Genomic DNA, 24,215 nt, shown 5'->3' with positions numbered 1-24,215 from the left:
GCTGGACGAACCGAATTCGGACAGGAATCTTATGCCGGACGTCGTCATCTATACCCGCCAGCTCTGCGGCTTCTGCTCGCGGGCCAAGCGCCTGCTCGAAGAGAAGGGCGTCGCCTTCGAGGAGAAGGACGCCAGCGCCTCGCCGCAGCTGCGCCAGGAAATGATCCAGCGCGCCAAGGGCGCCGCCACCTTCCCGCAGATCTTCGTCGGCGACACCCATGTCGGCGGCTGCGACGATCTCTACGCGCTGGAGCGCGCCGGCAAGCTCGACCCGCTCCTGGCTGCCTGAACGAACAAGGAGAGTGCCGCGATGACCGTGTTTACCGCCGCCGTGCTGCAGATGCGCTCCGGCCTCGAGCCGGAGGCCAATGTCGCGGCGCTGGAAGGCCTGGTGGCCGAGGCCGTCGCGGCGGGGGCGGACTATCTGCAGTCGCCGGAAATGACCGGCATGGTGCAGCGCGACCGCGCCGGCCTGATGCAGCATCTGCGCGGCGAGGCGGACGACCTGGTGCTGGCGGCGGCGTCGCGGCTGGCGCGTCAGCATGGCGTCCATCTGCATGTCGGCTCGACGGCGATCGCGCTCGATAACGGCAAGGTCGCCAACCGCGCGGTGCTCTACGCGCCCGACGGCTCGATCAAGGCCCGCTACGACAAGATCCACATGTTCGACGTCGATCTCGACAACGGCGAGAGCTGGCGGGAGTCGCGCACCTACCGGCCCGGCGAATACGCCGCGCTCGCCGATCTCGCCTTCGCGGGCGGCCCAGCGCGGCTCGGCTTTGCCGTCTGCTACGACATGCGCTTCCCGCATCTGTTCCGCGAGGAGGCGCTGGCCGGGGCCGAGATCCTCACCGCGCCGGCCGCCTTCACCCGGCAGACCGGCGAGGCGCACTGGCATGTGCTGCTGCGGGCGCGGGCGATCGAGAACGGCGCCTATGTCATCGCCGCGGCGCAGGGCGGCGTGCACGAGGACGGCCGCGAGACCTACGGCCATTCGCTGATCGTCGACCCATGGGGCCGGATCGTCGCGGAGGTCGACGGCGACGGTCCCGGCATTGCGCTGGCGCGCATCGACACGGCGGAAGTCGCCGCGGCGCGTGCCAAGATCCCCAATCTGAAGAATGCCCGTCCGTTCCGCGTCGGCGAGGACGGCAACAGCGTCCGGGTGACGGGCGCGCTGGAGGCGGCCGAGTGATCAGCTTCGCGCTCCGGTGCGAACCCAGGGGCCACGGCTTCGACGGCTGGTTCCGCTCCGGTGAGGATTTCGAGGCGCAGGCCGGGCGCGGGCTGGTGGAATGCCCGGCCTGCGGCTCGACCGAGATCGGCAAGGCGCTGATGCGGCCCGCCATCGGCAAGGGCGGGGCACCCGCCGCCGCCGGCGAACGCACGGCCCCCGCCGCCACTGCGCCGGGCGGCGGCTACGCCAATGCCGAGGCGGCCAGGGTGTTTGCCAAGCTCCAGGAAATGGCCCGGGAACTGCGCGCCAAGGCCGACTATGTCGGTCCGCGCTTCGCCGAGGAGGCGCGGCGCATCCATTACGGCGAGACCGAGGCGCGGCAGATCTACGGCGAGGCCTCGCCCGCAGAGGTGAAGGGCCTCAGCGAGGAGGGCATCGCCGCCCTGCCGCTGCCGTCGCTGCCCGAAGACAAGAACTAGCCGACATTCAGCCTTATCGCCGGCGCGGGCCCCTCCCCGGCCGCCGGCATCACCGCGCGAATTTGCCCGCGGCGAGGCCTTCGAAAAAATTCTCCACGCGCTGTCGATTTCGCCAGAGTTCGTTCGTCGTATCGGCAGGGCGGTCACGACGACCCCCCGGCAAGGGAGACAGAACGATGCGCGTGATGGTGATGGTGAAGGCGACGGAAGACTCCGAAGCGGGGATCATGCCCTCGACCGAGCTGTTCGAGGCGATGGGAAAATTCAACGAGGAGCTGGTCAATGCCGGCATCATGCTCACCGGCGACGGGCTGAAGCCGTCGAAGGAGGGCAAGCGGATCGCCTTCGACGGCCCGGGCCGGACGGTCATCGACGGGCCGTTCGCCGAGACCCGCGAACTGGTTGCCGGCTTCTGGATCTGGGAAGTCCGCGACATGGCGGAGGCCGTCGAATGGGCCAAGCGATGCCCGAACCCGATGCCGGGTCCGAGCGAGCTGGAGATCCGGCCGTTCTACGAGATGGCCGACTTCGCCGATGTCGTGACCCCGGAAGTCATCGAGCAGGAAGAGCGGCTGCGGGCCAAGCTCGAGGCGCGCTGACGCCCGCCGTCCTCGATGCGGCGCGGGGCTTGGCCGATGCCGAGCCCCGCCCCTAGATTGCCGGTGTGGCAGCGACGGATACACATCAGGCGATCGAGACCGTCTTCCGGATCGAGCGGGCCCGGCTGATCGCCGGCCTGACCCGCCTGGTGCGGGATGTCGGGACGGCCGAGGAACTGGCGCAGGACGCGCTCGTCGCGGCCCTCGCCGGGTGGCCGAGAAGCGGCGTGCCGGAGCGGCCCGGCGCCTGGCTGATGGCGACGGCCAAGCGCCGGGCGATCGACCAGTTCCGGCGCGAGCGGATGCGGGCCGAAAAGCATGCCGCGATCGGCCGCGAGATGGTGGCCGATACCGGCGGCGCCGAGGCGATCGACGCCGCCCTCGACGACGAAGTCGGCGACGAGCTGCTCGGCCTGATGTTCGTCGCCTGCCACCCGGTGCTGTCGCGCGAGGCCCGCGTCGCGCTGACGCTGCGGCTGGTGGGCGGCCTCACCACCGGCGAGATCGCCCGGGCCTTCCTTGCGCCGGAGCCGACGATCGCGCAGCGCATCGTGCGGGCCAAGAAGACCCTCGGCGCGTCCGGCCTCGCCTACGAGGTGCCGCGCGGCAAGGCGCGGCAGGAGCGGCTCGGCTCGGTGCTGGAGGTGATCTACCTGATCTTCAACGAGGGCTATGCGGCGACCGCCGGCGAGGACCTGATCCGGCCGGCGCTCTGTGCCGAGGCGCGGCGCCTCGGCGCGATCCTCGCCGGCCTCGCGCCCCAGGAGCCGGAGGTGTTCGGCCTCGTGGCGCTGATGGACATCCAGGCCTCGCGCTTTTCCGCCCGCGTGGCGGCGGACGGGTCGCTGGTGCCGCTCACCCGGCAGAACCGCGCCAGCTGGGACCGGCTGCTGATCCGGCGCGGCCTTGCCGCGCTGGATCGCGCCGTGGCGCTCGGCGGCGAGGACGGCGCCTATGTGCTGCAGGCGGCGCTGGCGGCGTGCCACGCGCGGGCCGCGCGCGCCGAGGACACCGACTGGGCCCGGATCGCCGGGCTCTACGACCGGCTCCGCGCCGTGACGCCGTCGCCGGTGGTCGACCTCAACCGGGCCATTGCCCACAGCATGGCGTTCGGGCCGGCGGTCGGCCTCGCGCTCTTGTCGGATCTGGAGGCGGAGGGGGCGCTGTGCGCCTACGCACCGCTCTGGGCGGCGAAGGGCGACTTCCTGTTCCGTTCAGGACGCATGCCGGAGGCGAAGGCCGCCTTCGAGCGGGCGGCGAGCCTGTCGCGAAACGCGCCGGAACAGGCCTTCCTGCTTCAGCGCGCGGCCGATTGTGACGATTGACCCGCCGGACGGTCAGCCGCGGGCGGATTTCGCCAGCGTGACGCCCTTCTTGCGCGGGCCGGGGCCGCCGTCCTCGAACAGGCCCTGCTCGGTGGCCTGCTGGAAGAGCAGGTCGCCCTTGAGGCCCGCGATCAGCCGCAGGTCGCGCAATTCGCACAGCCCGGCAATGCGGAAGGCCAGCGGGCGAAGATGCACGCGGTTGTAGCAGAAGAAGGCCAGCCGGGCCCGGGCCTCGGCGTCGATCTCGCGGATCAGCGCGATGCGCGTGCGTTCATCCGAGCGCAGCAGCAAGGCCAGCACCTCGAGGGGGACCGGGCAGGTCGCTTCGTTCGGAACCTGGTCTCTGTTCGCCGCCACCATCTCACCCTCGGGATCGTTGTCTGTTCGTGCCGGTCTGTCGGTGCCCGCCTTGACGCGACGCAATTCCCGCCGCTGAAACAACATGGGCAACGGGGCTTGCCCAAACCTTGCGGGTAGCCGGCTAACGGCCTGAACCTGCAGGATGTCCCCAGCTTTCTCCGGGCGCCGGCTCAGACGGCCGGGCGGCGGGCGAGGACCATGTAGTTGACGTCGGTGTCACGTGACTGGCGCCAGGCATCGGCGAGCGGGTGGTAGACCACGCCGATCTCGTCGATCATCGACAGGCCCTGCCGCTCGACCGGCCCGGCGATCTCCTCGGGGCGAACCAGCTTGGAAAACTGGTGGGTGCCCTTGGGCAGCCAGCCGAGGACGTATTCGGCCCCGACGATGGCGAAGGTGTAGGCCTTCAGCGTCCGGTTGATCGTCGCCACGAAGAGCAGGCCGCCAGGCTTCACCATCGCGGCGCAGGAGGAGAGGAACAGCTCGACGTCGGCGACATGCTCGACGACCTCGAGCGCCAGGACGACGTCGAAGGTCTCGCCGCCGGCGGCGATCGCCTCCGCCGTGGTGGCGCGGTAGTCGATCGCAAGGCCGCTTTCCGCCGCGTGGAGGCGCGCCACCTCGATATTGGTCTCCGAGGCATCGGCCCCGACGACATGGGCGCCGAGACGCGCCAGCGGCTCGCAGATCAGCCCGCCGCCGCAGCCGATGTCGAGCAGCGACAGGCCCTCGAACGGCTTGCCGCGCGTGAGGTCGCTGCCGAAGTTCATCGCCAGCTGCGCGCGGATGTATTCCAGCCGCACCGGATTGAACTTGTGCAGCGGCTTGAACTTGCCCGCCGGGTTCCACCATTCCTGCGCCAGCCGCGAAAACCGCTCGACCTCGCCGGCGTCGATCGTGGTGCCCTCGCTTGCGTTCATCGTGGTGTCGCTCCCTGTTGCTCCCCCGCCATCTTCCGCCGCCGGCCGCGAAGTCAAGCGCCCGCGACCATCGGCTGCGCCCCGGGCGGCCAGCGGATTGCGGTTCCGGGCCGCATCGGCTACGGAACGGCCGCTCGGCGCCGGGGGCGGCGGGCACTCGCAGCGTGCCCGTTTCCCGCAGCCGGACACCGTCCCGCACCTCATACGATACCGATCCGCTCACATGGCCCGCATCGTCCTCAAGTTCGGCGGCACCTCCGTCGCCGATATCGACCGCATCAAGAACGTCGCGCGGCATGTCAAACGCGAGGTCGATGCCGGCCACGACGTCGCCGTCGTCGTCTCGGCGATGTCGGGCAAGACCAACGAGCTCGTCGGCTGGTGCCGGGCGGCCTCGCCGATCCACGATGCGCGCGAATACGATGCCGTCGTCGCCAGCGGCGAGCAGGTGACCGCCGGTCTGCTGGCGATCACGCTGCAGGCCATGGGCGTCAATGCGCGCTCCTGGCAGGGCTGGCAGATCGCCATCAGGACGGACGGCGCGCACGGCGCGGCGCGCATCCAGGAAATCGACGCCGCCGAGATCGTGCGGCGCTTCGGCGAAGGCCAGGTGGCGGTGATCGCCGGCTTCCAGGGCATCGCGCCGGACAACCGCATCGCGACGCTCGGGCGCGGCGGCTCCGACACCAGCGCGGTCGCCGTCGCCGCGGCGATCAAGGCGGATCGCTGCGACATCTATACCGACGTCGACGGGGTCTACACGACCGACCCGCGCATCGAGCCGAAGGCCCGCCGGATGAGCCGCATCTCCTTCGAGGAGATGCTGGAGATGGCCTCGCTCGGCGCCAAGGTGCTGCAGGTCCGTTCCGTCGAGCTGGCCATGGTGCATAAGGTGCGCATGTTCGTGCGCTCGTCATTCGAGGACCCCGACGCGCCCGGCATGGGGGACTTCGACAACCCGCCGGGAACGCTCATTTGCGACGAGGATGAAATCGTGGAACAGCAGGTCGTCACAGGGATCGCCTACGCCAGGGACGAGGCGCAGATCTCGCTGCGCCGGGTCGAGGACCAGCCGGGCGTCGCCGCCGCGATCTTCGGCCCGCTCGCCGAAGCCGGCGTCAATGTCGACATGATCGTCCAGAACATCTCCGAATCGGGCGCCACGACCGACATGACCTTCACGGTCCCGTCCGGCGACCTGCAGAAGGCCACCGCGGTGCTCGAGACGGCGAAGTCGGCGATGCGCTACGAGGCCATCCAGAGCGAGCAGGGCCTGACCAAGGTGTCGGTCATCGGCGTCGGCATGCGCAGCCATACCGGCGTCGCGGCCACGGCGTTCAAGGCGCTGGCCAGCCGCGGCATCAACATCCGCGCGATCACCACTTCCGAAATCAAGATCTCGATCCTGATCGACGGCGAATATACCGAACTGGCGGTTCGGGCGCTGCATTCGATCTACGGATTGGACAAGCCGTAAGCCCTTCGGGTTGAAGCCCGCGGTTGCGCTCGGTAAGAGGCGGGCGGGCGCGGGTTGTCCGCAGGGGATCGGGACGGTCCGTCATTCGATTGTCTCCGCGGCACGGAAGTGTGATCTGATGGAACGAGAGTCGAACCGCACCGGGCCCCCGGCGCGGCCGGCCGTCGCCGAAAACGAGAGATTGCGTTGATCAGGAGCGACATGTCAGGTCCGCGCGTCCTCATGCGCCGCATCCGGGAGCTCATGGCCGAGCCGCTCGACCCGCAGGCGCGTCTCGACCAGATCGTCCGGCAGATCGCCCAGAACATGGTCGCGGAAGTCTGCTCGCTCTACGTGCTGCGCGCCGACGCGGTGCTGGAACTCTATGCCACCGAAGGCCTCAATCCCGGTTCCGTCCACCTCGCCCAGCTGAAGCTCGGCGAGGGCCTGGTCGGCACGATCGCCGCCACGGCCCGGCCGCTGAACCTGTCGGAAGCCCAGAAGCACCCGGCCTTCACCTACCTGCCGGAGACCGGCGAGGAGATCTACAACTCCTTCCTCGGCGTGCCGATCCTGCGGGCCGGCCGGACGCTGGGCGTGCTGGTGGTGCAGAACAAGTCGGCGCGGCTCTACCGCGACGAGGAATCCGAGGCGCTGGAGACGGTGGCGATGGTGGTCGCCGAGATGATCGCGGCCGGCAGCCTGGAAGGCCTGTCGCGGCCCGGCGTCGCCCTCGACCTGTCGCGGCCGGTGAGCTTCGACGGCGAGGCGCTGTCGGACGGGATCGGCATCGGCCACGTGATCCTGCACGAGCCGCGCGTCGTCGTCACCAATCTCTTCAACGAGGACGTCGAGGCGGAGGTCGACCGGCTCGGCAAGGCGCTCGGCATCCTGCGGGTCTCCATCGAGGACATGCTGGCGCGTCGCGACGTCGCCGCCGAGGGCGAGCACCGGGCGGTGCTCGAGGCCTACCGGATGTTCGCGCACGACCGCGGCTGGGTGCGGCGCCTCGAGGAGGCGGTGCGCAACGGCCTGACCGCCGAGGCGGCGGTCGAGAAGGTGCAGTCGGACATGCGGGCACGCATGATGCACATGACCGACCCCTATATCCGCGAGCGACTGCACGATTTCGACGACCTCGCCAACCGCCTGCTGCGCCAGCTGATCGGCCGCGACAGCCACGAGGACAGCCCGGCCGGCGACGCGGTGATCGTGGCGCGCTCGATGGGCGCGGCGGAACTGCTCGACTACCGGCGCGATATGATCCGCGGCCTGGTGCTCGAGGAGGGAGCGGCGACGAGCCACGTGGTGATTGTCGCCCGCGCCCTCGGCATCCCGGTTGTCGGTCAGGTGAAGGGCGCCGTCTCCATGTCGGAGAACCGCGACCTGATCATCGTCGACGGCGAGGATGGCGGCGTGCATCTGCGCCCGCCCGCCGAGCTTGCCGCCCTGTTCTCCGATAAGGCGCGGTTCCGCGAACGGCGCCAGGAGCGCTACCGCTCGCTGCGCGACGTGCCGTCGCGGACAAAGGACGGCGTGGCGATCGATCTGGAGATGAATGCCGGGCTGCTGGTCGACCTGCCGCAGCTGGAGGAATCCGGCGCCGCCGGAATCGGCCTCTTCCGCACCGAGCTGCAGTTCATGGTGGCCTCCACCATGCCGCGCGCCAGCGACCAGGAGCGGCTCTACGCCGCCGTGCTCGACGCCGCCGGCGAGCGCCCAGTGACCTTCCGGACCCTCGATGTCGGGGGCGACAAGGTGCTGCCCTATATCAGCCAGTCGCCGGAGGAGAATCCGGCGCTCGGCTACCGCGCGCTGCGGCTGGCGCTCGACCGGCCGGGCCTGATGCGCACCCAGCTGCGGGCGCTGCTCAAGGCCGCCGCTGGGCGCGAACTGCGGGTGATGTTCCCGATGGTGACCGATCTCGCGGAGGTGCAGCAGGCCCGCGAGCTGATCGACCGCGAGCTGAACCATCTGACGCGGTTCGGCCATCCGATGCCGCACCGGCTGAAGGTCGGCGCGATGATCGAGGTGCCCTCGACGCTGTTCCAGCTCGACGAGCTGATGGGGGTGCTCGACTTCGTCTCGGTCGGCTCGAACGACCTGTTCCAGTTCTTCGCCGCCGTCGACCGCGGCAATGCCCGCGTCGCCGGCCGCTTCGACGATCTGTCGGTGCCGTTCCTGCGGGCGTTGCGCAGCATCGTCGAGGCCGGCAACCGGCACAACGTGCCGGTGACGCTGTGCGGCGAAATGGCCGGGCGCCCGCTGAGCGCGATGGCGTTGATCGGCCTCGGCTTCCGCTCCATATCCATGGCGCCGCCGTCGATCGGGCCGGTCAAGGCGATGATCGTCGAGACGGACGTCGCCGACCTGGAGAAGGCGATCTGCGAGAAGCTGGACTCGGCGCATGGAGCGGGCGGCATGCGCGACATGCTCGTCGATTACGCCAGGGCGCATTCCATCCCCTACTAGCGAGCCGGACGAGGCAGCAGCGCTCCCATCCGCCTGCGACCGCCGGTCGTCGGCGCAGCATTTTCGAGCATGTCAGGATCCCATGGCGACCTTGCCGAACGCGAAACTCGACGAAATCCTGTCCCGGTTCCGCTATCTCGAGAACGAGATGGCCAAGAGCCCGGAACACGGCGTCTATGCCGGGCTGGCCGCCGAATATGCCGGGCTGGAGCCGGTGGTGGCGGCGATCCGGTCCTACCGCAAGCTGGAGGGCGAGCTCGCCGGCTCGCGCGCGCTGCGCGACGATCCCTCGGCCGACCGCGAGATGCGCGAACTCGCCGAGATGGAGATCGACAACCTGCGCGCCGAGCTCGAGCGGCTGACCGACGAGATCCGCATCCTGCTCCTGCCGAGGGACGCGGCCGACGAGAAGGGCGCGATCCTCGAGATCCGCGCCGGCACCGGCGGCTCGGAGGCCGGGCTGTTCGCCGGCGACCTGTTCCGCATGTACCAGCGCTATGCCGAACTGCACGGCTGGAAGGTCGAGATCCTGTCGGCCAGCGAGGGCGAGGTCGGCGGCTACAAGGAAGTCATCGCCGCCATACGCGGCGCCGGGGTGTTCTCGCGGCTGAAGTTCGAATCCGGGGTGCACCGGGTGCAGCGCGTACCGGAGACCGAGTCGGGCGGGCGGATCCACACCTCCGCCGCCACCGTCGCGGTACTGCCGGAGGCCGAGGACATCGACGTCGAGGTGCGCGCCGAGGACATCCGCATCGACACGATGCGCGCCTCCGGCGCCGGCGGCCAGCACGTCAACACCACCGATTCGGCCGTGCGAATCACCCATATCCCGAGCGGCATCGTCGTCACCTCGTCGGAGAAGTCGCAGCACCAGAACCGCGCGCGGGCGATGCAGGTGCTGAAGGCGCGGCTGTTCGACATGGAGCGCCAGCGCGCCGACGACGAGCGCTCGGCGGCGCGCAAGAGCCAGGTCGGCAGCGGCGACCGCTCGGAGCGCATCCGCACCTACAATTTCCCGCAGGGGCGCGTCACCGACCACCGGATCAACCTGACGCTCTACAAGCTCGACCGGGTCATCGAGGGCGAGATGGACGAGCTGGTCGAGGCGCTGGTCGCCGACCACCAGGCGCAGCTTCTGGCTGCCGTCGGCGCCGATGCCTGAGGGCGGCAAGGCCCGCGCCGGGGATCTGCTCCGGACGGGCGCCGCCCGCCTGCGACAGGGCGGCGCGGACACCCCCGATCTCGACGCCCGGCTGCTGCTGGCCGAGGCGGCCGGCATGGAGCCGAGCGCGCTGCACCGGCATGCGGCGCTGCCGGAATCGCCCGACCTGCCTGCCCGCTTCGAGGCGCTCCTGCAGCGCCGCCTGGCGGGGGAGCCGGTGCACCGCATCCTCGGCCGCCGGGCTTTCTACGCGCACGAATTCCTGTTGTCGCCCGACACGCTGGAGCCGCGGCCGGATACCGAGATCCTCGTCGACGAGGCCTCGGCGGCGGTGGCGGATTCGATCGCGATGACCGGGCGCTGCGTCTTCGCCGATATCGGCACCGGCAGCGGGGCGATCGCGGTCTCGCTGCTCGCCCTGCATCCGGCCGCAGTGGCGGTCGCCACCGACATCAGCGAAGCGGCGCTGGCGACGGCGCGGCGGAACGCAGCGGCGGCGGGCGTGGCGCATCGCATGCTGGCGGTCCGCATGGATTATCTCGCCGGGCTCGCCGGACCACTTGATCTTCTGGTCTCCAACCCCCCATATATTCCCCACCACGACATTGCATTGCTGGCGCGCGAGGTGCGCGACCACGATCCGATCCGGGCCCTCGACGGGGGCGAGGACGGTCTTGTCGCCTATCGCGCCCTGGCGGCGTCCGCCGGTCAGGTGGTGCGTCGCGGCGGCGAGGCGATCGTGGAGATCGGAATCGGCCAGCGACCGGCGGTGGAAGCGATCTTTCGCGCCAACGGCCTCGTCTTTGTCAGGTCGGCTATGGATCTCGGCGGAACCGAACGGGTGCTGCGCTTCCGGTCGGAAGGTCGCGGTTAAACCGTAAAGCACTGCAAGAAGAGCCTGCGTGACCGGTGCAAACCCCTCTGGAAGTGGCGAGAAAGCACTTGTGGCTGGACGTTTTCCCTTCTAGGGTCCCGCGTATAGCCGAGCATTCGAGGGGGACATCCCGAACGATGCCGCAGTGACGCGGCGCGGGATGCTCGAGATGACCGATCGGTCGTCCGTGCCGGCGTTGGGTGTCGCCAGGCGCAAACACTTAAAACTCTTTGAGGCGGCTGTGCAGCTGCGCGGCCGATGAGCATGAACGCGCTTGGCGCGTTCGCAGGCAAGGGCCCAGACCGGCGCGGCCGGCACATCCAGAAGACGGGAAGAGCATGAGGCCAGGACAGCAGCAGCAACAGCAGAAGAACCGCATGCGCGGTCGGGGCCGGAAAGGTCCCAACCCGCTTTCGCGCAGCTACGAGTCGAACGGCCCGGACGTGAAGATCCGGGGCAACGCCCAGCATATCGCCGAGAAGTACGGCATGCTGGCGCGCGACGCCTCGGGCGCCGGCGACCGGGTGATGGCCGAGAACTATCTGCAGCACGCCGAGCACTACAACCGCATCGTCGCGGCCGCCCAGGGCCAGTTCCAGCCGCAGCGCGACGACCGCGACATGCGGGACGGCGACGAGGACGACGACGATTCGCAGGACTCCCAGGAGTTTCGCAACGACGAGCGGCCGGCCTCCAACGGCGCCCGCGAATCCGACCGCGACGGTTTCCGCGACCGCGATTCCAATCGCGACCGCGACGGCAATCGGGACGGCAATGGCAACCGTGACCGCGAGCAGAACCGCAATCGCGACAGCAGCCGCGACCGGGACGGCAACCGTGACCGCGATGGCAACCGTGACGGCAACCGCGAGCGCGACGGCAACCGCAACCGCGATGGCAACCGCGATCGTGACGGCAACCGCGATGGCAACCGCGAGCGCCGCGACCGCTTCCAGCCGCAGGGCACCGGGCCGCAACCCGTCATCGCCCATGACGCGCCGCGCAACGGCGACGGGCAGCGGGACGAACGCGCGCCGCGCCACGAGGCCGACGGCCGACGCGACCGCGAGGAAGCCGCGCACGCCGGCAACGGCGGCGGACAGCCGCCGCGCGACGAGCATGCGCCGCGCCGCGAGGCCAACACCCGCCGCGACGAAGAGCCCGCGGCGACCGTAGCCTCTCCCGGTGGATCTCCCGCGACCGACGAACAGGCGCCGCAGCCGCGGCGTCGCGGTCGCCCGCGTCGCAACCGCGACGGCGAGGAGAATGGTTCGACCGAGGCCGCCGCCCCGGCGGTCCAGGAAGCCGCCACTGGCGAAGCGGCCGACACGCGGCCCGCCGCAGCCGTTGCGGATGCGCCGGAAGGCGAGGCGCCGGCCAAGCGCCGGCCCGGCCGGCCGCGCAAGAAGAAGCCCGAGGACGGGTCGGGCGGCGCCAGCGACGGCGAAGGCAACGAACTGCCGTCCTTCCTGCTGGCCTCCAACGGCTGACCGGCCGCCTGCGGGCGGTTCGGCTTGCAGAAATTCGAATGGCGTCGCGGTCTCCGCGGCGCCATTCGTCGTTTCGGGAAAGCTCATGGCGATTTTCGGATCGCCCTGACATAGCGCAATGACAGGACCGGCATTTCTGCAACAGTCGCGGCTTGTGCCCCTTCCGGGGGCGGCGCGCTTTCCCCATATGTCCGGTGGGCGGCTCGCCGGAACGGGAGCCGGACTCCAGGAACACTCGGACCTTGCCTCGGCAGTGAGGGAGGTTCGCGGCAGGAGAGCGACATCATGAATCTGGAAAAATACACCGAACGCGTGCGCGGCTTCATCCAGGCGGCACAGACTCTCGCGGTCTCGCGGGACCACCAGCAGTTCACCCCCGAACATCTCCTGAAGGTCCTCGTCGACGACGAGGAGGGCATGGCGGCGGGCCTGATCGAGAAGGCCGGCGGCCGTCCGGCGGACGTCCGGCTGGCGGTCGACGCTGCGCTCGACGCGCTGCCGCGGGTCTCCGGCGGCGGCAGCCAGATGTACCTGGCGCAGCCGCTGGCCAAGGTCTTCGCGACGGCCGAGGAGATCGCCAAGAAGGCCGGCGACAGCTTCGTCACGGTCGAGCGCCTGCTGCTCGCCATGGTGATCGAGAAGGCCGCGAAGACCTCGGAGATCCTCAAGGCGGCCGGCGTCACCGCCAACGGGCTGAACGAGGCCATCAATGCCCTGCGCAAGGGCCGCACCGCGGATTCCCAGTCGGCCGAGAGCGGCTACGACGCGCTGAAGAAATATGCCCGCGACCTGACCGCGGCCGCCCGCGAGGGCAAGGTCGACCCGGTGATCGGGCGCGACGACGAGATCCGGCGCACCATCCAGGTCCTCTCCCGCCGCACCAAGAACAACCCGGTGCTGATCGGCGAGCCGGGCGTCGGCAAGACGGCGATCGCGGAAGGCCTGGCCCAGCGCATCGTCAATGGCGACGTGCCCGAGAGCCTGCGCGACAAGCAGCTGATGGCGCTCGACATGGGCTCGCTGATCGCCGGCGCGAAGTATCGCGGCGAGTTCGAGGAGCGGCTGAAGGCGGTGCTGTCGGAGGTGACCTCGGCTGCAGGCGGCATCATCCTGTTCATCGACGAGATGCACACGCTGGTCGGAGCCGGCAAGGCGGACGGCGCGATGGACGCCTCCAACCTCCTGAAGCCGGCACTGGCGCGGGGCGAGTTGCACTGCGTCGGCGCGACGACGCTCGACGAATACCGCAAGCATGTCGAGAAGGACGCCGCGCTCGCCCGCCGCTTCCAGCCGGTCTTCGTCTCCGAGCCGACGGTCGAGGACACGATCTCGATCCTGCGCGGCCTCAAGGAGAAGTACGAGCAGCACCACCAGGTCCGGATATCCGACTCGGCGCTCGTCGCCGCGGCGCAGCTGTCGAACCGCTACATTACCGACCGCTTCCTGCCCGACAAGGCGATCGACCTCATCGACGAGGGCGCCGCGCGGCTGCGCATGCAGGTCGATTCCAAGCCCGAAGTGCTGGACGAGATCGACCGCCGCATCATGCAGCTGAAGATCGAGCGCGAGGCCCTGAAGAAGGAGGATGACGACGCCTCCCGCAACCGGCTCGAACGGCTGGAGGGCGAACTCGCCAATCTCGAGGAGGAGTCGGCTGCGATCACCGCCACCTGGCAGGCGGAAAAGTCCAAGCTCGGCCATGCCGCCGACCTCAAGCGGCAGCTCGACGAGGCCCGCAACGATCTCGCCATCGCCCAGCGGCGCGGCGAGTTCCAGCGCGCCGGCGAGCTTGCCTATGACGTCATCCCGAAGCTCGAGGCCGAACTGAAGGCCGCCGAGGCCCAGGACGGCAAGGGCGGGGCCGGCTCGATGGTCGAGGAGACGGTGACCGCCGACCACGTCGCCCAGGTCGTGTCGCGCTGGACCGGCATTCCGGTCGACCGCATGCTCGAGGGCGAGCGCGACAAGCTCCTGCGCATGGAAGACGAGTTGCAGAAGCGCGTCGTCGGCCAGGGCGAGGCGGTGCAGGCGGTGTCGCGCGCCGTCCGGCGCGCCCGCGCCGGCCTGCAGGACCCGAACCGGCCGATCGGCTCGTTCATCTTCCTCGGCCCCACCGGCGTCGGCAAGACCGAGCTGACCAAGGCGCTCGCCGCCTTCCTCTTCGACGAGGAGACGGCGATGGTGCGGCTCGACATGTCGGAATACATGGAGAAGCACTCGGTCTCACGGCTGATCGGCGCGCCTCCCGGCTATGTCGGCTACGAGGAGGGCGGTGCGCTCACCGAGGCGGTGCGGCGCCGGCCCTACCAGGTCGTGCTGTTCGACGAGATCGAGAAGGCGCATCCGGACGTCTTCAACGTCCTGTTGCAGGTGCTCGACGACGGGCGCCTGACCGACGGACAGGGGCGCACGGTCGACTTCCGCAACACCATGATCATCATGACCTCCAATCTCGGTGCGGAATACCTCGTGTCGCTGCGCGACGACGAGGATGCCGAGGCGGCGCGCGAGCAGGTGATGGCGGTGGTGCGGGCGTCGTTCCGGCCGGAGTTCCTCAACCGCGTCGACGAGACGATCCTGTTCCACCGCCTGCATCGGTCCGAGATGGGCGCCATCGTCGACATCCAGATGGGCCGGCTGGAGAAGCTGCTGGCGGATCGCGAGATCACCATCCTGCTCGACGAGACAGGGCGCGAATGGCTGGCGCAGAAGGGCTACGATCCTGCCTACGGCGCTCGGCCGCTGAAGCGGGTGATCCAGCGGGAGGTCCAGGACCCGCTGGCCGAGCGGATCCTGCTCGGCGACATCAGGGACGAGGCGATCGTCAAGATCACCGGTGGCGGCGACCACCTGATCTTCCACGTGGTCGGCTCGAAGTCGGGCGCGCCCGGAGACCGCGTCGCCGCCTGACGCCGCGCCGGCGGTGGCCAACGCCGCCGCGCGGGACACGAGCGCCACAGCCATGCAGAAAGGCCGCCGGGGACGATACCCCGGCGGCCTTTTCCGTTTCACCCGTGGCCCGGCCTGCCGGTCAGAAGAAGGCGGGCCGATAGTAGTCGTCGATCCGGCGCCCGTATTCGGGGTCCCAGTCGGGCGCGGCGTCGGCGGCATAGCGGGGCGCCTCGCGCAGCTGGTCGGCGGTGACGCCGACGACATAGCCGCCCTGCCGCTCGTCGTATTTCAGCGCCTGCCAGGGCAGCGGGTGGTATTCCTCGCCGATGCCGAGGAAGCCGCCGAACGACATGACGGCATATTTCACCCGCCCGTCGCGCTTGCCAAGCACGAGATCGTGGATATGGCCGAGATGGTCGCCCTCGGTGTTGTAGACGGCAGTGCCGGACACCCGGCTCGCCTCGATGTTGTCGACACCGACGCTCACTCCCGCCACGTCGTCCGTGCCCATGATGGTCTGGCCTTCCGTCGATGACATGACGTCGTCTCCTTGGTGAATTTGCTTATTCCTGCAACGCCTTGACCGACCGCTCGTTCCGCCATGGCGGCCCGCACGAGGCAGCGACAACCGGAGAAACCCATGCGACAGACAACGCTTCCCGATGGCACCCCAGTGCCGGTGCTGGGCCAGGGCACCTGGATGATGGGCGACGAGCCCACCCGCCGCGATGCGGAGATCGCCGCCCTGCGCGAGGGGATCGAGCGCGGCATGACGCTTCTCGATACGGCGGAAATCTACGGCAACGGCCGCTCCGAACAGCTGGTGGGCGAGGCGATCGACGGCCGCCGCGACGACATCTTCCTCGTGTCGAAGGTCGCGCCGGGCAATGCCTCGCGCCAGGGCACGATCCGCGCCTGCGAGGCGTCGCTGCAACGGCTCGGCACCGACCGGCTCGACCTCTATCTGCTGCACTGGCGCGGCAGCGTGCCGCTGGCGGAGACCGTCGCGGCGCTGGAGACGCTGAAGGCGGCCGGCAAGATCCTGCGCTGGGGCGTCTCCAACTTCGACGTCGACGACATGGAGGAACTGGCAGCGGCCGGCGGCGCGTCGGTGCAGACCGACCAGGTGCTCTACAATCCCGGCGAACGCGGCATCGAGTTCGACCTGCTGCCGATGCTGGAAGCGCAGGGCATGCCGGCAATGGCCTATTCGCCGATCGGGCAAGGCGGCGACCTGCTGGAGGACGCGACGCTGGTTCGTATCGCCGCGCGCCATGACGCGACGCCGGCCCGCGTCGCGCTGGCCTTCGTGCTGCGCCACAAGGACATCATCGCGATCCCCAAGGCCAGCAGCGTGGCGCATGTCCGCGACAACGCCGCAGCCCTCGACCTGGCGCTCGACGCGGAGGATCTCGCCGAGATCGACGCGGCGTTCCCGCCGCCGCGCCGCAAGCAGCCTCTGGCGATCATCTGAGGCGGAAGCCTCACGGCTCGGCGGGCACCAGTGCCTCGCCGTCGGCCATGACGTCGGGAGAGGGCAGTGCTCCCGGAGCGTCGCCCGCCTCGCGCCGCAGCCGCCGGAAGCGGCCCGGCGCGATGCCATAGACGTCGCGGAACGTGCGGCTGGCATGGCTCTCGGTGGCGAAGCCGGCAGCGTAGGCAAGGACCGCCACGCTGCGGGTCTCGTGCGGCGCACACAACAGGTCGTGCAGCCGCGAGGCCCGCCGCTCCTGAATGTAGCGCGAGACCCCGCCCAGCGGCTTGAACAGGTCGTAGAGGCGCGAGCGCGACACGCCGATCTCGGCGGCCAGCAGCGCCGGGCCGAGATCGGCCGAGGCGAGGCGCATCTCGACCAGCCGGCGGGCCCGCGCCAGCCCGGCCGGGTCGCCGGCCGGCACGGCGCGGCCGGGCTGCCATCCGGCAGCGTGCAGGGTGATCGCCAGCATCTCGGCAAATACCCGGGCGGCGCGCTCCCCTTGCGCCTCGGGGATGAGCGACCCGTGGTGGCAAAGGACCTGCATGGTCTCGGCGAGCAGGCCGGCATGCGGCGGCCGCAGCACCGCGCCATGGAGCAGATGGCTGGCCGGGAACGCTGCCTCCAGGGCATCGCGGGCGATGCGGAAGACGACCGTCAGAACCTCGCACGCCTCGGTCCGGCGCGGACGCCTCATGTCGAAGAGGACGATCTCCCCGGCCCCGACACGACCGATCGCGCCGTAGGTATCGACGTCGAGACGGCCCGCAAGGACGAGCTGGATGATGAAGTCCTCGCCGGCCTCGCGGCTGCCGTGGGCCGCCGGCCGCTGCTCGATTCCCTCCTGCGCATGGGGCGCGCCCAGCACCAGCGGGCCGAGCCGCCGCTCCGGGCCGCGGTTTCCCGCCGCCCGACCGGGGTCGCCTCTCTCGCCGTCGGCGGAGAATGTCCGCAACATGCCCGCTCCGGGACGCGCCGGCATGAGGCGTCATTGCCCTGCTACGGTCAGTCGATCCGCCATCCTATGCAGCAATCGCGCCCGCCGCCATAGGGGGCCGCGCGCCGGCGATGGCGCGGCTCAGAGCAGATCGACGAGGTGGGCGATCAGCGGCTCGTCGGCCGGCGGCATGGGATAGTCCCGCAGCTGCGACGCCCGCACCCATTTCAGCCGCTGCCCCTCGCGGCCGTACGGAATGCCCTCGTAGCGGCGGCAGACATAGAGCGGCATCAGCAAATGGAAGCCGTCGTAGGAATGGCTGGCGAAGGTCAGCGGCGCGAGGCACGCCGCCTGCGTCTCGATTCCCAGTTCCTCGCGCAGTTCCCGGATCAGCGCCGCCTCCGGCGTCTCGCCTTCGTCGAGCTTGCCGCCGGGAAACTCCCACAGCCCCGCCAGCGCCTTGCCGGCCGGGCGCTCGGACAGGAGGATGCGGCCGTCGGCATCGAGCAGCGCGCAGGCGACGACGACGAGCAGCGAACGCGGGCCGCTCACGCGGCGCTCTCCGGCGGCGCGCGGTAGACGTAGCGATAGGCCGGGGTGAAGCCGAGCGAGCGGTAGAGCGACAGGCCCGCCGCATTGTCGGCCTCGACCTGCACCCAGGCCGTCTTGGCGCCCTTGCGGACGGTGTAGCGCAGCGCCGTGGCGACGAGGTCGCGGCCGGTGCCCTGGCGGCGCTGGCTCTGCGCCACCGCGACGTCGAGCAGCCCGGTCAGGTCGTTGTCGTGGATGGCGAGCGCCACCGCGACCGGCGCGCCGGCCTTGTCTTCCTGCACGAACAGGCCGGTGGGCGGGCGGATCGCCTCGATGATCTCGGTCAGCCCGGCGCGCAGCGACGCCGGTCGCTCGTGGACGATCAGGCTAGCCTCGATGTAGCGGGCGGTGTCGCGGATCGGGATCCGGTCCAGCGCGCTCTCGAAGGAGAGTTTCGTCAGGTCCGCCGTCATCACCACCGACTCGCCGAAGCGGCTCCAGCCGTCGTCGTCGAGATGGCGCACCAGTTCCGGCGGCGCCAGCGGCGACTGCCGCACGATGATCGTTCGGCCATAGTCGAGGAAGGTCCGGCGCGCCCGCTCGATCCGCTCGGGAATGTCGGCGTTGTCGGAGGGGTCGAGCGGGTTGACCGAGTTGAGCCGCTTGGCCGGGAAGGCCTTGGTCAGCCGCACCGCCCACGTGCCGTCGAACGACGTCGTCGACGCCGGCCAGGCGCGGAAGCCCGCCGCCTCGAGCCGGCGCACCACGGCCAGCTGTCGCAGTCTCTCAGCTTCGGTAATCGCCATTGATCGCGACATATTCCTTCGTGAGATCGCAGCTGTAGACTGTCCAGCGCCCGGTTCCGAGGCCGAGTTCCACCCGGATCGGAATCTCCGGGCGCTGCATCACGGCCGAGGCCGCGGCTTCCGAATAGGCCGGATCGCGTGCCCCGTCGACGGCGACGCGGACGTCGCCGAAATGGATGGCGAGGCGATCGCGGTCGGCGGTCTCGCCGGCCTTGCCGACGGCCATGACCACCCGGCCCCAATTGGCGTCCTCGCCGGCGACGGCGGTCTTGACCAGCGGCGAATTGGCGATCGACAGCGCGATCCGCTTGGCGGCCGCATCGCTGGTCGCGCCCTCGACGGTGACCTGGATCTCCTTGCGGGCCCCCTCCCCGTCGCGCGCCACCTGCCGCGCGAGGTCGAGCAGCAGGTCGTCGAGCGCGGCCCGGAAGCCGGCGGCGGCCGGGTCGTTCGCGTCGGTAATCTGGGGGCAGCCGCGGGCCGCGGCGCTGCCGGTGGCAAACAGCAGCAGCGTGTCGGAGGTCGAGGTGTCGCTGTCGACCGTCACCGAGTTGAAGCTCGGACCGACAGCGCTCGCCAGCATCGCCTGCAGCGCCGGCGCAGCGATCGGCGCGTCGGTGGCCACGAAGGAGAGCATCGTCGCCATGTCGGGCGCGATCATTCCGGCGCCCTTGGCGATGCCGTTGATCGTCACGCTCGCCCCGCCGATCTCGACCGTGCGGGTCGCGAGCTTCGGATAGGTGTCGGTGGTCATGATCGCCTCGGCGGCCTCGCGCCAGCCGTCCGGCCGCGCCGCGTCGGTGAGCCCGGCCAGGAGCCCGGTGAACTTGCCGGCGTCGAGCGGCTCGCCGATGACGCCGGTCGAGGCCAGGAAGACCGCATCGGCGGGGCAGCCGAGCGCCGCGGCGGCGGCCTGCGCCGTCGCCCTCGTCGTCTCCCGCCCACGTTGTCCAGTGAAGGCGTTGGCATTGCCTGAATTGACCACCAGCGCCCGCGCCGTGCCGCCCTTCAGGCTCTCACGACAGAAATCCACCGGCGCCGACGGGCATTTCGAGGTGGTGAAGACCCCGGCGACGGTGGTCTGCGCATCCAGCACCATCACCAGGAGATCGGTGCGGCCCTTGTACTTGATGCCGGCCGCCGCCGTCGCGATGCGGACGCCCTCGATCGGGGGAAGCTCCGGAATGGTGGCCGGGGCCAGGGGGGAGACGGGCGTCGTCATGGAATCCTTCGGCGGCTGAGGTTTGGCGCCGCCGGGGCGGCGCCAGGGTCGCATTCGTTGCGGCGCGCGACGGCGCCCCGAGGCAGGCCTTGCGGGCTACTCGGCCGGCGGCGTTTCGGCCGCCGGTGCGTCGGCGGGTGCCGGCTCCATCGCGCCTTCGATCGCCTCGATCTGCTGCTTGAGCGCCGGGTCGACATATTCGACGGTGAGGTCGGTACGTGCCTTGCGGACGAGCTCCATGTACTTCTCGCGCAGCACCACCTGCCGGACCTGCTCCTTCACCTGGTCGTAGCTCGGCGGCTCGGCCTGCCGCTTCTCCTCGACCCGGATCACGTGCCAGCCGAACTGCGTCTCGACCGGCTCCTTGCTGTACTGCCCCGGCTCCAGCGCGAAGGCGGCCGCCTCGAAGGCCGGCACCATCTGCCCGGCGCGGAAGAAGCCGAGGTCGCCGCCTTCCGGGCCCGACGGGCCGGTCGACATTTCCTTGGCGACGGTGGCGAAGTCCGCTCCCTCGTCGAGCCGCTTGATCGCGGCCTGCGCTTCTTCCTTGGTCTTCACCAGGATGTGGCGCGCATGCACTTCCTCGGTCGCCGGCATCGCGCCGATTTCGGCGTCGTAGCGGGCCTTGAGCTCGTCCTCGGTCACCGTGGCGACGCCGTTCTTGGCGAAGAACGCATTGTGGAGCGCGCGGTCGCGCTGGAAGTCGATCTCGCTCGCCACCGCCGGCTCGTCCTGCAGCTTGGCCTCCTCGGCCTCCTGCGCCAGCGCCTTGATGTCGATCAGCGCGGACAGCACCGCCAGCCGGCGCTGCTCCTCGGGCAGCTGCTGGAACTGCGCGCCGATCTCCTTCTGCGCGGCGCTGAGGTCGCCCTCGGTGATCTCGGCGTCGCCGACCTTCGCCACGATGTCGGCATCGGCGGCGCGGGCCGGGCCGGCAAGGACGGCGAGGACGATCGCGCTGGCGGCGAGGGTCAGGCGTAGATCGATGGTCATGGCAAAGAACATCCTTTGCGGTTCGATGGGAGAGTGGGGCTTCCGGCCGGCGTTTCGCGCGCCTGTGGCAACGTCCCTGTAGCCCCGGAAAGCGGCGTCCCCGGCAGGTCGGGCGCCGTTGACATCGGTTTGGCCCCCTCTTATCTCTCGCGCGATCCGAAAGTCCAGCCGCCTTCCGCAAAGTTTGAAGGCCCCGCAAGCGCAGGGGATCGACCGGAACCGGCGACCGCGACAGGCGGCGACGGCAACGGCGTCGGTAGCTCAAGACACTCTGGAAGGTCACTTCATGGTCAGTTTTGGCGGGCTAGCCCGCAAGTTGCTGGGTTCGTCGAATGACCGGATGGTCAGGCGCTACGAACCGCGCATTCGAGCCATCGCGGCCTACGAGGAAGAATTTTCGGCGCTGACCGACGAGCAGCTCCGCGGCAAGACCGCCGAGTTCCGCGCCCAGCTCGCCGACGGCAAGACGATCGACGACCTTCTCGCGCCGGCCTTCGCCGTGGTTCGCGAGGGTGCCAGGCGGGCGCTCGGCATGCGGCACTTCGACGTCCAGATGATCGGCGGCATGGTGCTGAACTCCGGCGCCATCGCCGAGATGAAGACCGGCGAGGGCAAGACCCTCGTCGCGACCCTCGCGGTCTATCTCAACGCGCTCGAGGCCAAGGGCGTCCACGTCGTCACGGTCAACGACTACCTGGCCAGCCGCGACGCCGAGTGGATGGGCCGGCTCTACCGCTTCCTCGGGCTCACCGTCGGCACCATCGTCCACGGCAAGTCCGACGACGAGCGCCGCGCCGCCTATGCCTGCGACGTCACCTACGCCACCAACAACGAACTCGGCTTCGACTATCTGCGCGACAACATGAAGTACGAGCGCAGCCAGATGGTCCAGCGCGGCCATCACTATGCGATCGTCGACGAGGTCGACTCGATCCTGATCGACGAGGCGCGCACGCCGCTGATCATCTCCGGCCCGCTCGACGACCGGTCCGACCTCTACAAGACCATCGACAAGTTCATCCCGCAGCTCGGCCCCGAGGACTACGAGGTCGACGAGAAGCAGCGCCAGGTCTCCTTCACCGAGGACGGCACCGAGAAGCTCGAGCGCCTGCTCGAGGCGGCCGGGCACCTGCATGGCGACTCGCTCTACGACATCGAGAACGTCGCCATCGTCCACCACGTCAACAACGCGCTGAAGGCCCACCGGCTGTTCCAGCGCGACAAGGACTACATCGTGCGCGGCGACGAGATCGTCATCATCGACGAGTTCACCGGCCGCATGATGCCGGGCCGGCGCTATTCGGAAGGCCTGCACCAGGCGCTCGAGGCCAAGGAAGGGGTGACGGTCCAGCCGGAGAACCAGACCCTCGCCTCGATCACCTTCCAGAACTATTTCCGCATGTACAAGAAACTGGCGGGCATGACCGGCACCGCCCAGACCGAGGCGGCCGAGTTCGGCGACATCTACGGCCTCGACGTCGTCGAGGTCCCGACCAACCAGCCGATCCAGCGTCTCGACGAGGACGACGAGGTCTACCGGACCTTCGAGGAGAAGTTCCGCGCGATCGCCGGCGAGATCAAGGACGCCGCTTTGCGCGGCCAGCCGATCCTCGTCGGCACCACCTCGATCGAGAAGTCCGAGATGCTGGCCGAGCGGCTGCGCAAGGAGGGGGTGAAGGACTTCCAGGTCCTCAACGCCCGCTACCACGAGCAGGAAGCCTACATCATCAGCCAGGCCGGCGTGCCGGGCGCCGTGACCATCGCCACCAACATGGCCGGCCGCGGCACCGACATCCAGCTCGGCGGCAATGCCGAGATGCGCATCGCCCGCGAACTCGCCGACATGCCCGAGGGGCCGGAGCGGACCGAGAAGGAAACCGCGATCAAGGCCGACATCAAGCGGCTGAAGGACGAGGCGATGGCCGCCGGCGGGCTCTACGTGCTCGCCACCGAGCGCCACGAGAGCCGGCGCATCGACAACCAGCTGCGCGGCCGCTCCGGCCGCCAGGGCGACCCCGGCCGGTCGAAGTTCTATCTGTCGCTGCAGGACGACCTGATGCGCATCTTCGGCTCCGAGCGCATGGATTCCATGCTGACCAAGCTCGGACTCAAGGAAGACGAGGCGATCGTCCATCCCTGGATCAACAAGGCGCTGGAGAAGGCGCAGAAGAAGGTCGAGGCGCGCAACTTCGACATCCGCAAGAACCTCTTGAAATACGACGACGTGATGAACGACCAGCGTCGCGTCATCTTCGAGCAGCGCATCGAGCTGATGGATGCGCCGGAGCTCGACGAGACCGTCGCCGACATGCGCAACGAAACCATCGAGGCGATGGTCGCCCGGCACATCCCCGAGCGGGCCTATCCGGAGCAGTGGTCGACGCAGGAGCTGAAGGCCGAGGCGATCGACCTCCTCAATCTCGACCTGCCGATTCCGGAATGGGCGGAAGAGGAAGGCATCGCCGAGGACGACATCCGCGAGCGCATCCGCGAGGCGGCCGACAAGGCGGCGGCGGACAAGGCCGAGCGCTTCGGCCGCGACGTCGCGACCTATGTCCAGCGCAACATCGTGCTGCAGACGATCGACGCGCTCTGGCGCGAGCACCTGGTCAATCTCGACCATCTGCGCTCGGTCATCGGCTTCCGTGGCTACGCCCAGCGCGATCCGCTGAACGAGTACAAGTCGGAGGCCTTCGAGCTCTTCCAGTCGATGCTGGCGAACCTGCGCGAGCGCACCACCCAGCAGCTGATGCGGGTCGAGCTGGTCCGTCCGCAGGAGACCCCGGCGCCGCGCGTGCCGGAAATGGCCGCCCATCATGTCGATGCGTCGACCGGCGAGGACGAGATGGATGGCGGCGGCGGCGTGCAGAACGTCACGGCCGGCCTGGCCGCCGGGGCGGCCAACGGCCTGCCGCGCGACGCGGACAATCCCGAGGGCTGGGGCCATGTCGGCCGCAACGAGCCCTGCCCGTGCGGCTCCGGCAAGAAGTACAAGCACTGCCACGGCGCCTTCGTCTGACGGCGCCGGCATGACGCCCCGCCGGCA

Annotated in this window: 21 protein-coding genes; 13 read left to right on the top strand and 8 right to left on the bottom strand. The window is 69.7% G+C overall.

What is annotated here, in order from left to right:
- The first annotated feature begins 31 nt into the window (after positions 1 to 31).
- The 5 genes from grxC (at position 32) to LXB15_RS01985 (ending at position 3,580) form a co-directional block, all read left to right on the top strand.
- Positions 32 to 289 carry a glutaredoxin 3 gene (gene grxC / locus LXB15_RS02005; protein WP_233950626.1) on the top strand — a complete coding sequence of 86 codons (258 nt, stop codon included), beginning with the start codon at positions 32 to 34 and terminating at the stop codon, positions 287 to 289.
- A gap of 21 nt (positions 290 to 310) precedes the next feature.
- Positions 311 to 1,195, top strand: coding sequence for a carbon-nitrogen hydrolase family protein (locus tag LXB15_RS02000; RefSeq protein ID WP_233950625.1), 885 nt, complete (start codon positions 311 to 313; stop codon positions 1,193 to 1,195).
- The gene (locus tag LXB15_RS01995; RefSeq protein ID WP_233950624.1) at positions 1,192 to 1,656 is read left to right on the top strand and encodes a DUF1178 family protein; all 465 of its coding nucleotides are present in this window, start codon (positions 1,192 to 1,194) and stop codon (positions 1,654 to 1,656) included. The genes LXB15_RS02000 and LXB15_RS01995 overlap by 4 nt, the downstream gene beginning before the upstream one ends.
- A gap of 176 nt (positions 1,657 to 1,832) precedes the next feature.
- Positions 1,833 to 2,255 (top strand): YciI family protein, encoded by a 423-nt coding sequence (locus LXB15_RS01990; RefSeq protein ID WP_233950623.1) that lies wholly within the window; start codon positions 1,833 to 1,835, stop codon positions 2,253 to 2,255.
- Between the two features lie 65 nt (positions 2,256 to 2,320).
- Positions 2,321 to 3,580, top strand: coding sequence for an RNA polymerase sigma factor (locus LXB15_RS01985; protein WP_233950622.1), 1,260 nt, complete (start codon positions 2,321 to 2,323; stop codon positions 3,578 to 3,580).
- Between the two features lie 12 nt (positions 3,581 to 3,592).
- Here the strand turns inward: LXB15_RS01985 and LXB15_RS01980 are convergent, their stop codons facing one another.
- Complete coding sequence (locus tag LXB15_RS01980; RefSeq protein WP_233950621.1) at positions 3,593 to 4,024, bottom strand: hypothetical protein; 432 nt, start codon at positions 4,022 to 4,024, stop codon at positions 3,593 to 3,595.
- Between the two features lie 86 nt (positions 4,025 to 4,110).
- Positions 4,111 to 4,860 carry a bifunctional 2-polyprenyl-6-hydroxyphenol methylase/3-demethylubiquinol 3-O-methyltransferase UbiG gene (ubiG, locus tag LXB15_RS01975; protein WP_233950620.1) on the bottom strand — a complete coding sequence of 250 codons (750 nt, stop codon included), beginning with the start codon at positions 4,858 to 4,860 and terminating at the stop codon, positions 4,111 to 4,113.
- Positions 4,861 to 5,083: 223 nt separating this feature from the next.
- On the opposite strand from ubiG, the gene LXB15_RS01970 reads away from it, so the two are divergent.
- The 6 genes from LXB15_RS01970 (at position 5,084) to clpB (ending at position 15,224) form a co-directional block, all read left to right on the top strand.
- Positions 5,084 to 6,337 (top strand): aspartate kinase, encoded by a 1,254-nt coding sequence (locus LXB15_RS01970; RefSeq protein ID WP_233950619.1) that lies wholly within the window; start codon positions 5,084 to 5,086, stop codon positions 6,335 to 6,337.
- A 201-nt stretch (positions 6,338 to 6,538) separates the two neighbouring features.
- On the top strand, positions 6,539 to 8,788 hold the full coding sequence (ptsP, locus tag LXB15_RS01965) for a phosphoenolpyruvate--protein phosphotransferase (protein ID WP_370640154.1): 2,250 nt from the start codon (positions 6,539 to 6,541) through the stop codon (positions 8,786 to 8,788).
- 82 nt (positions 8,789 to 8,870) lie between these two features.
- The gene (gene prfA / locus LXB15_RS01960; protein ID WP_233950618.1) at positions 8,871 to 9,950 is read left to right on the top strand and encodes a peptide chain release factor 1; all 1,080 of its coding nucleotides are present in this window, start codon (positions 8,871 to 8,873) and stop codon (positions 9,948 to 9,950) included.
- Positions 9,943 to 10,824: a peptide chain release factor N(5)-glutamine methyltransferase gene (gene prmC, locus LXB15_RS01955; protein ID WP_233950617.1), complete on the top strand. Its 882-nt coding sequence runs from the start codon at positions 9,943 to 9,945 to the stop codon at positions 10,822 to 10,824. Before prfA ends, prmC begins: the two co-directional genes overlap by 8 nt.
- Positions 10,825 to 11,201: 377 nt before the next feature.
- Positions 11,202 to 12,314 carry a DUF4167 domain-containing protein gene (locus tag LXB15_RS01950; RefSeq protein WP_233950616.1) on the top strand — a complete coding sequence of 371 codons (1,113 nt, stop codon included), beginning with the start codon at positions 11,202 to 11,204 and terminating at the stop codon, positions 12,312 to 12,314.
- Between the two features lie 285 nt (positions 12,315 to 12,599).
- The gene (gene clpB / locus LXB15_RS01945; RefSeq protein WP_233950615.1) at positions 12,600 to 15,224 is read left to right on the top strand and encodes an ATP-dependent chaperone ClpB; all 2,625 of its coding nucleotides are present in this window, start codon (positions 12,600 to 12,602) and stop codon (positions 15,222 to 15,224) included.
- A gap of 121 nt (positions 15,225 to 15,345) precedes the next feature.
- Here clpB and LXB15_RS01940 read toward each other — a convergent pair whose 3' ends face one another.
- Positions 15,346 to 15,717, bottom strand: a complete 372-nt coding sequence (locus LXB15_RS01940; RefSeq protein WP_233953025.1) for a PRC-barrel domain-containing protein — start codon at positions 15,715 to 15,717, stop codon at positions 15,346 to 15,348.
- Between the two features lie 129 nt (positions 15,718 to 15,846).
- Here LXB15_RS01940 and LXB15_RS01935 point away from each other — a divergent pair, with 129 nt between their 5' ends.
- The gene (locus LXB15_RS01935) at positions 15,847 to 16,680 is read left to right on the top strand and encodes an aldo/keto reductase (protein WP_233950614.1); all 834 of its coding nucleotides are present in this window, start codon (positions 15,847 to 15,849) and stop codon (positions 16,678 to 16,680) included.
- Positions 16,681 to 16,690: 10 nt separating this feature from the next.
- On the opposite strand, the gene LXB15_RS01930 is transcribed toward LXB15_RS01935, so the two are convergent.
- From LXB15_RS01930 to LXB15_RS01910, 5 genes are all read right to left on the bottom strand, one after another.
- Positions 16,691 to 17,638, bottom strand: coding sequence for a helix-turn-helix domain-containing protein (locus LXB15_RS01930; RefSeq protein WP_233950613.1), 948 nt, complete (start codon positions 17,636 to 17,638; stop codon positions 16,691 to 16,693).
- Positions 17,639 to 17,758: 120 nt separating this feature from the next.
- Positions 17,759 to 18,169 carry an 8-oxo-dGTP diphosphatase MutT gene (gene mutT / locus LXB15_RS01925; protein WP_233950612.1) on the bottom strand — a complete coding sequence of 137 codons (411 nt, stop codon included), beginning with the start codon at positions 18,167 to 18,169 and terminating at the stop codon, positions 17,759 to 17,761.
- Positions 18,166 to 18,954, bottom strand: a complete 789-nt coding sequence (locus LXB15_RS01920; RefSeq protein WP_233950611.1) for an N-acetyltransferase — start codon at positions 18,952 to 18,954, stop codon at positions 18,166 to 18,168. Before LXB15_RS01920 ends, mutT begins: the two co-directional genes overlap by 4 nt.
- Positions 18,935 to 20,176, bottom strand: a complete 1,242-nt coding sequence (gene argJ, locus LXB15_RS01915; protein ID WP_233950610.1) for a bifunctional glutamate N-acetyltransferase/amino-acid acetyltransferase ArgJ — start codon at positions 20,174 to 20,176, stop codon at positions 18,935 to 18,937. Before argJ ends, LXB15_RS01920 begins: the two co-directional genes overlap by 20 nt.
- Positions 20,177 to 20,272: 96 nt before the next feature.
- Positions 20,273 to 21,169, bottom strand: coding sequence for a peptidyl-prolyl cis-trans isomerase (locus LXB15_RS01910; protein WP_233950609.1), 897 nt, complete (start codon positions 21,167 to 21,169; stop codon positions 20,273 to 20,275).
- Positions 21,170 to 21,455: 286 nt separating this feature from the next.
- On the opposite strand from LXB15_RS01910, the gene secA reads away from it, so the two are divergent.
- Positions 21,456 to 24,188 carry a preprotein translocase subunit SecA gene (gene secA / locus LXB15_RS01905; RefSeq protein WP_233950608.1) on the top strand — a complete coding sequence of 911 codons (2,733 nt, stop codon included), beginning with the start codon at positions 21,456 to 21,458 and terminating at the stop codon, positions 24,186 to 24,188.
- The last annotated feature ends 27 nt before the right edge of the window (positions 24,189 to 24,215 follow it).

Source organism: Aurantimonas sp. HBX-1 (assembly GCF_021391535.1).
In the GTDB taxonomy this organism is placed as follows: domain Bacteria; phylum Pseudomonadota; class Alphaproteobacteria; order Rhizobiales; family Rhizobiaceae; genus Aurantimonas.
This window is presented reverse-complemented; position numbering and strand designations above follow the sequence as displayed.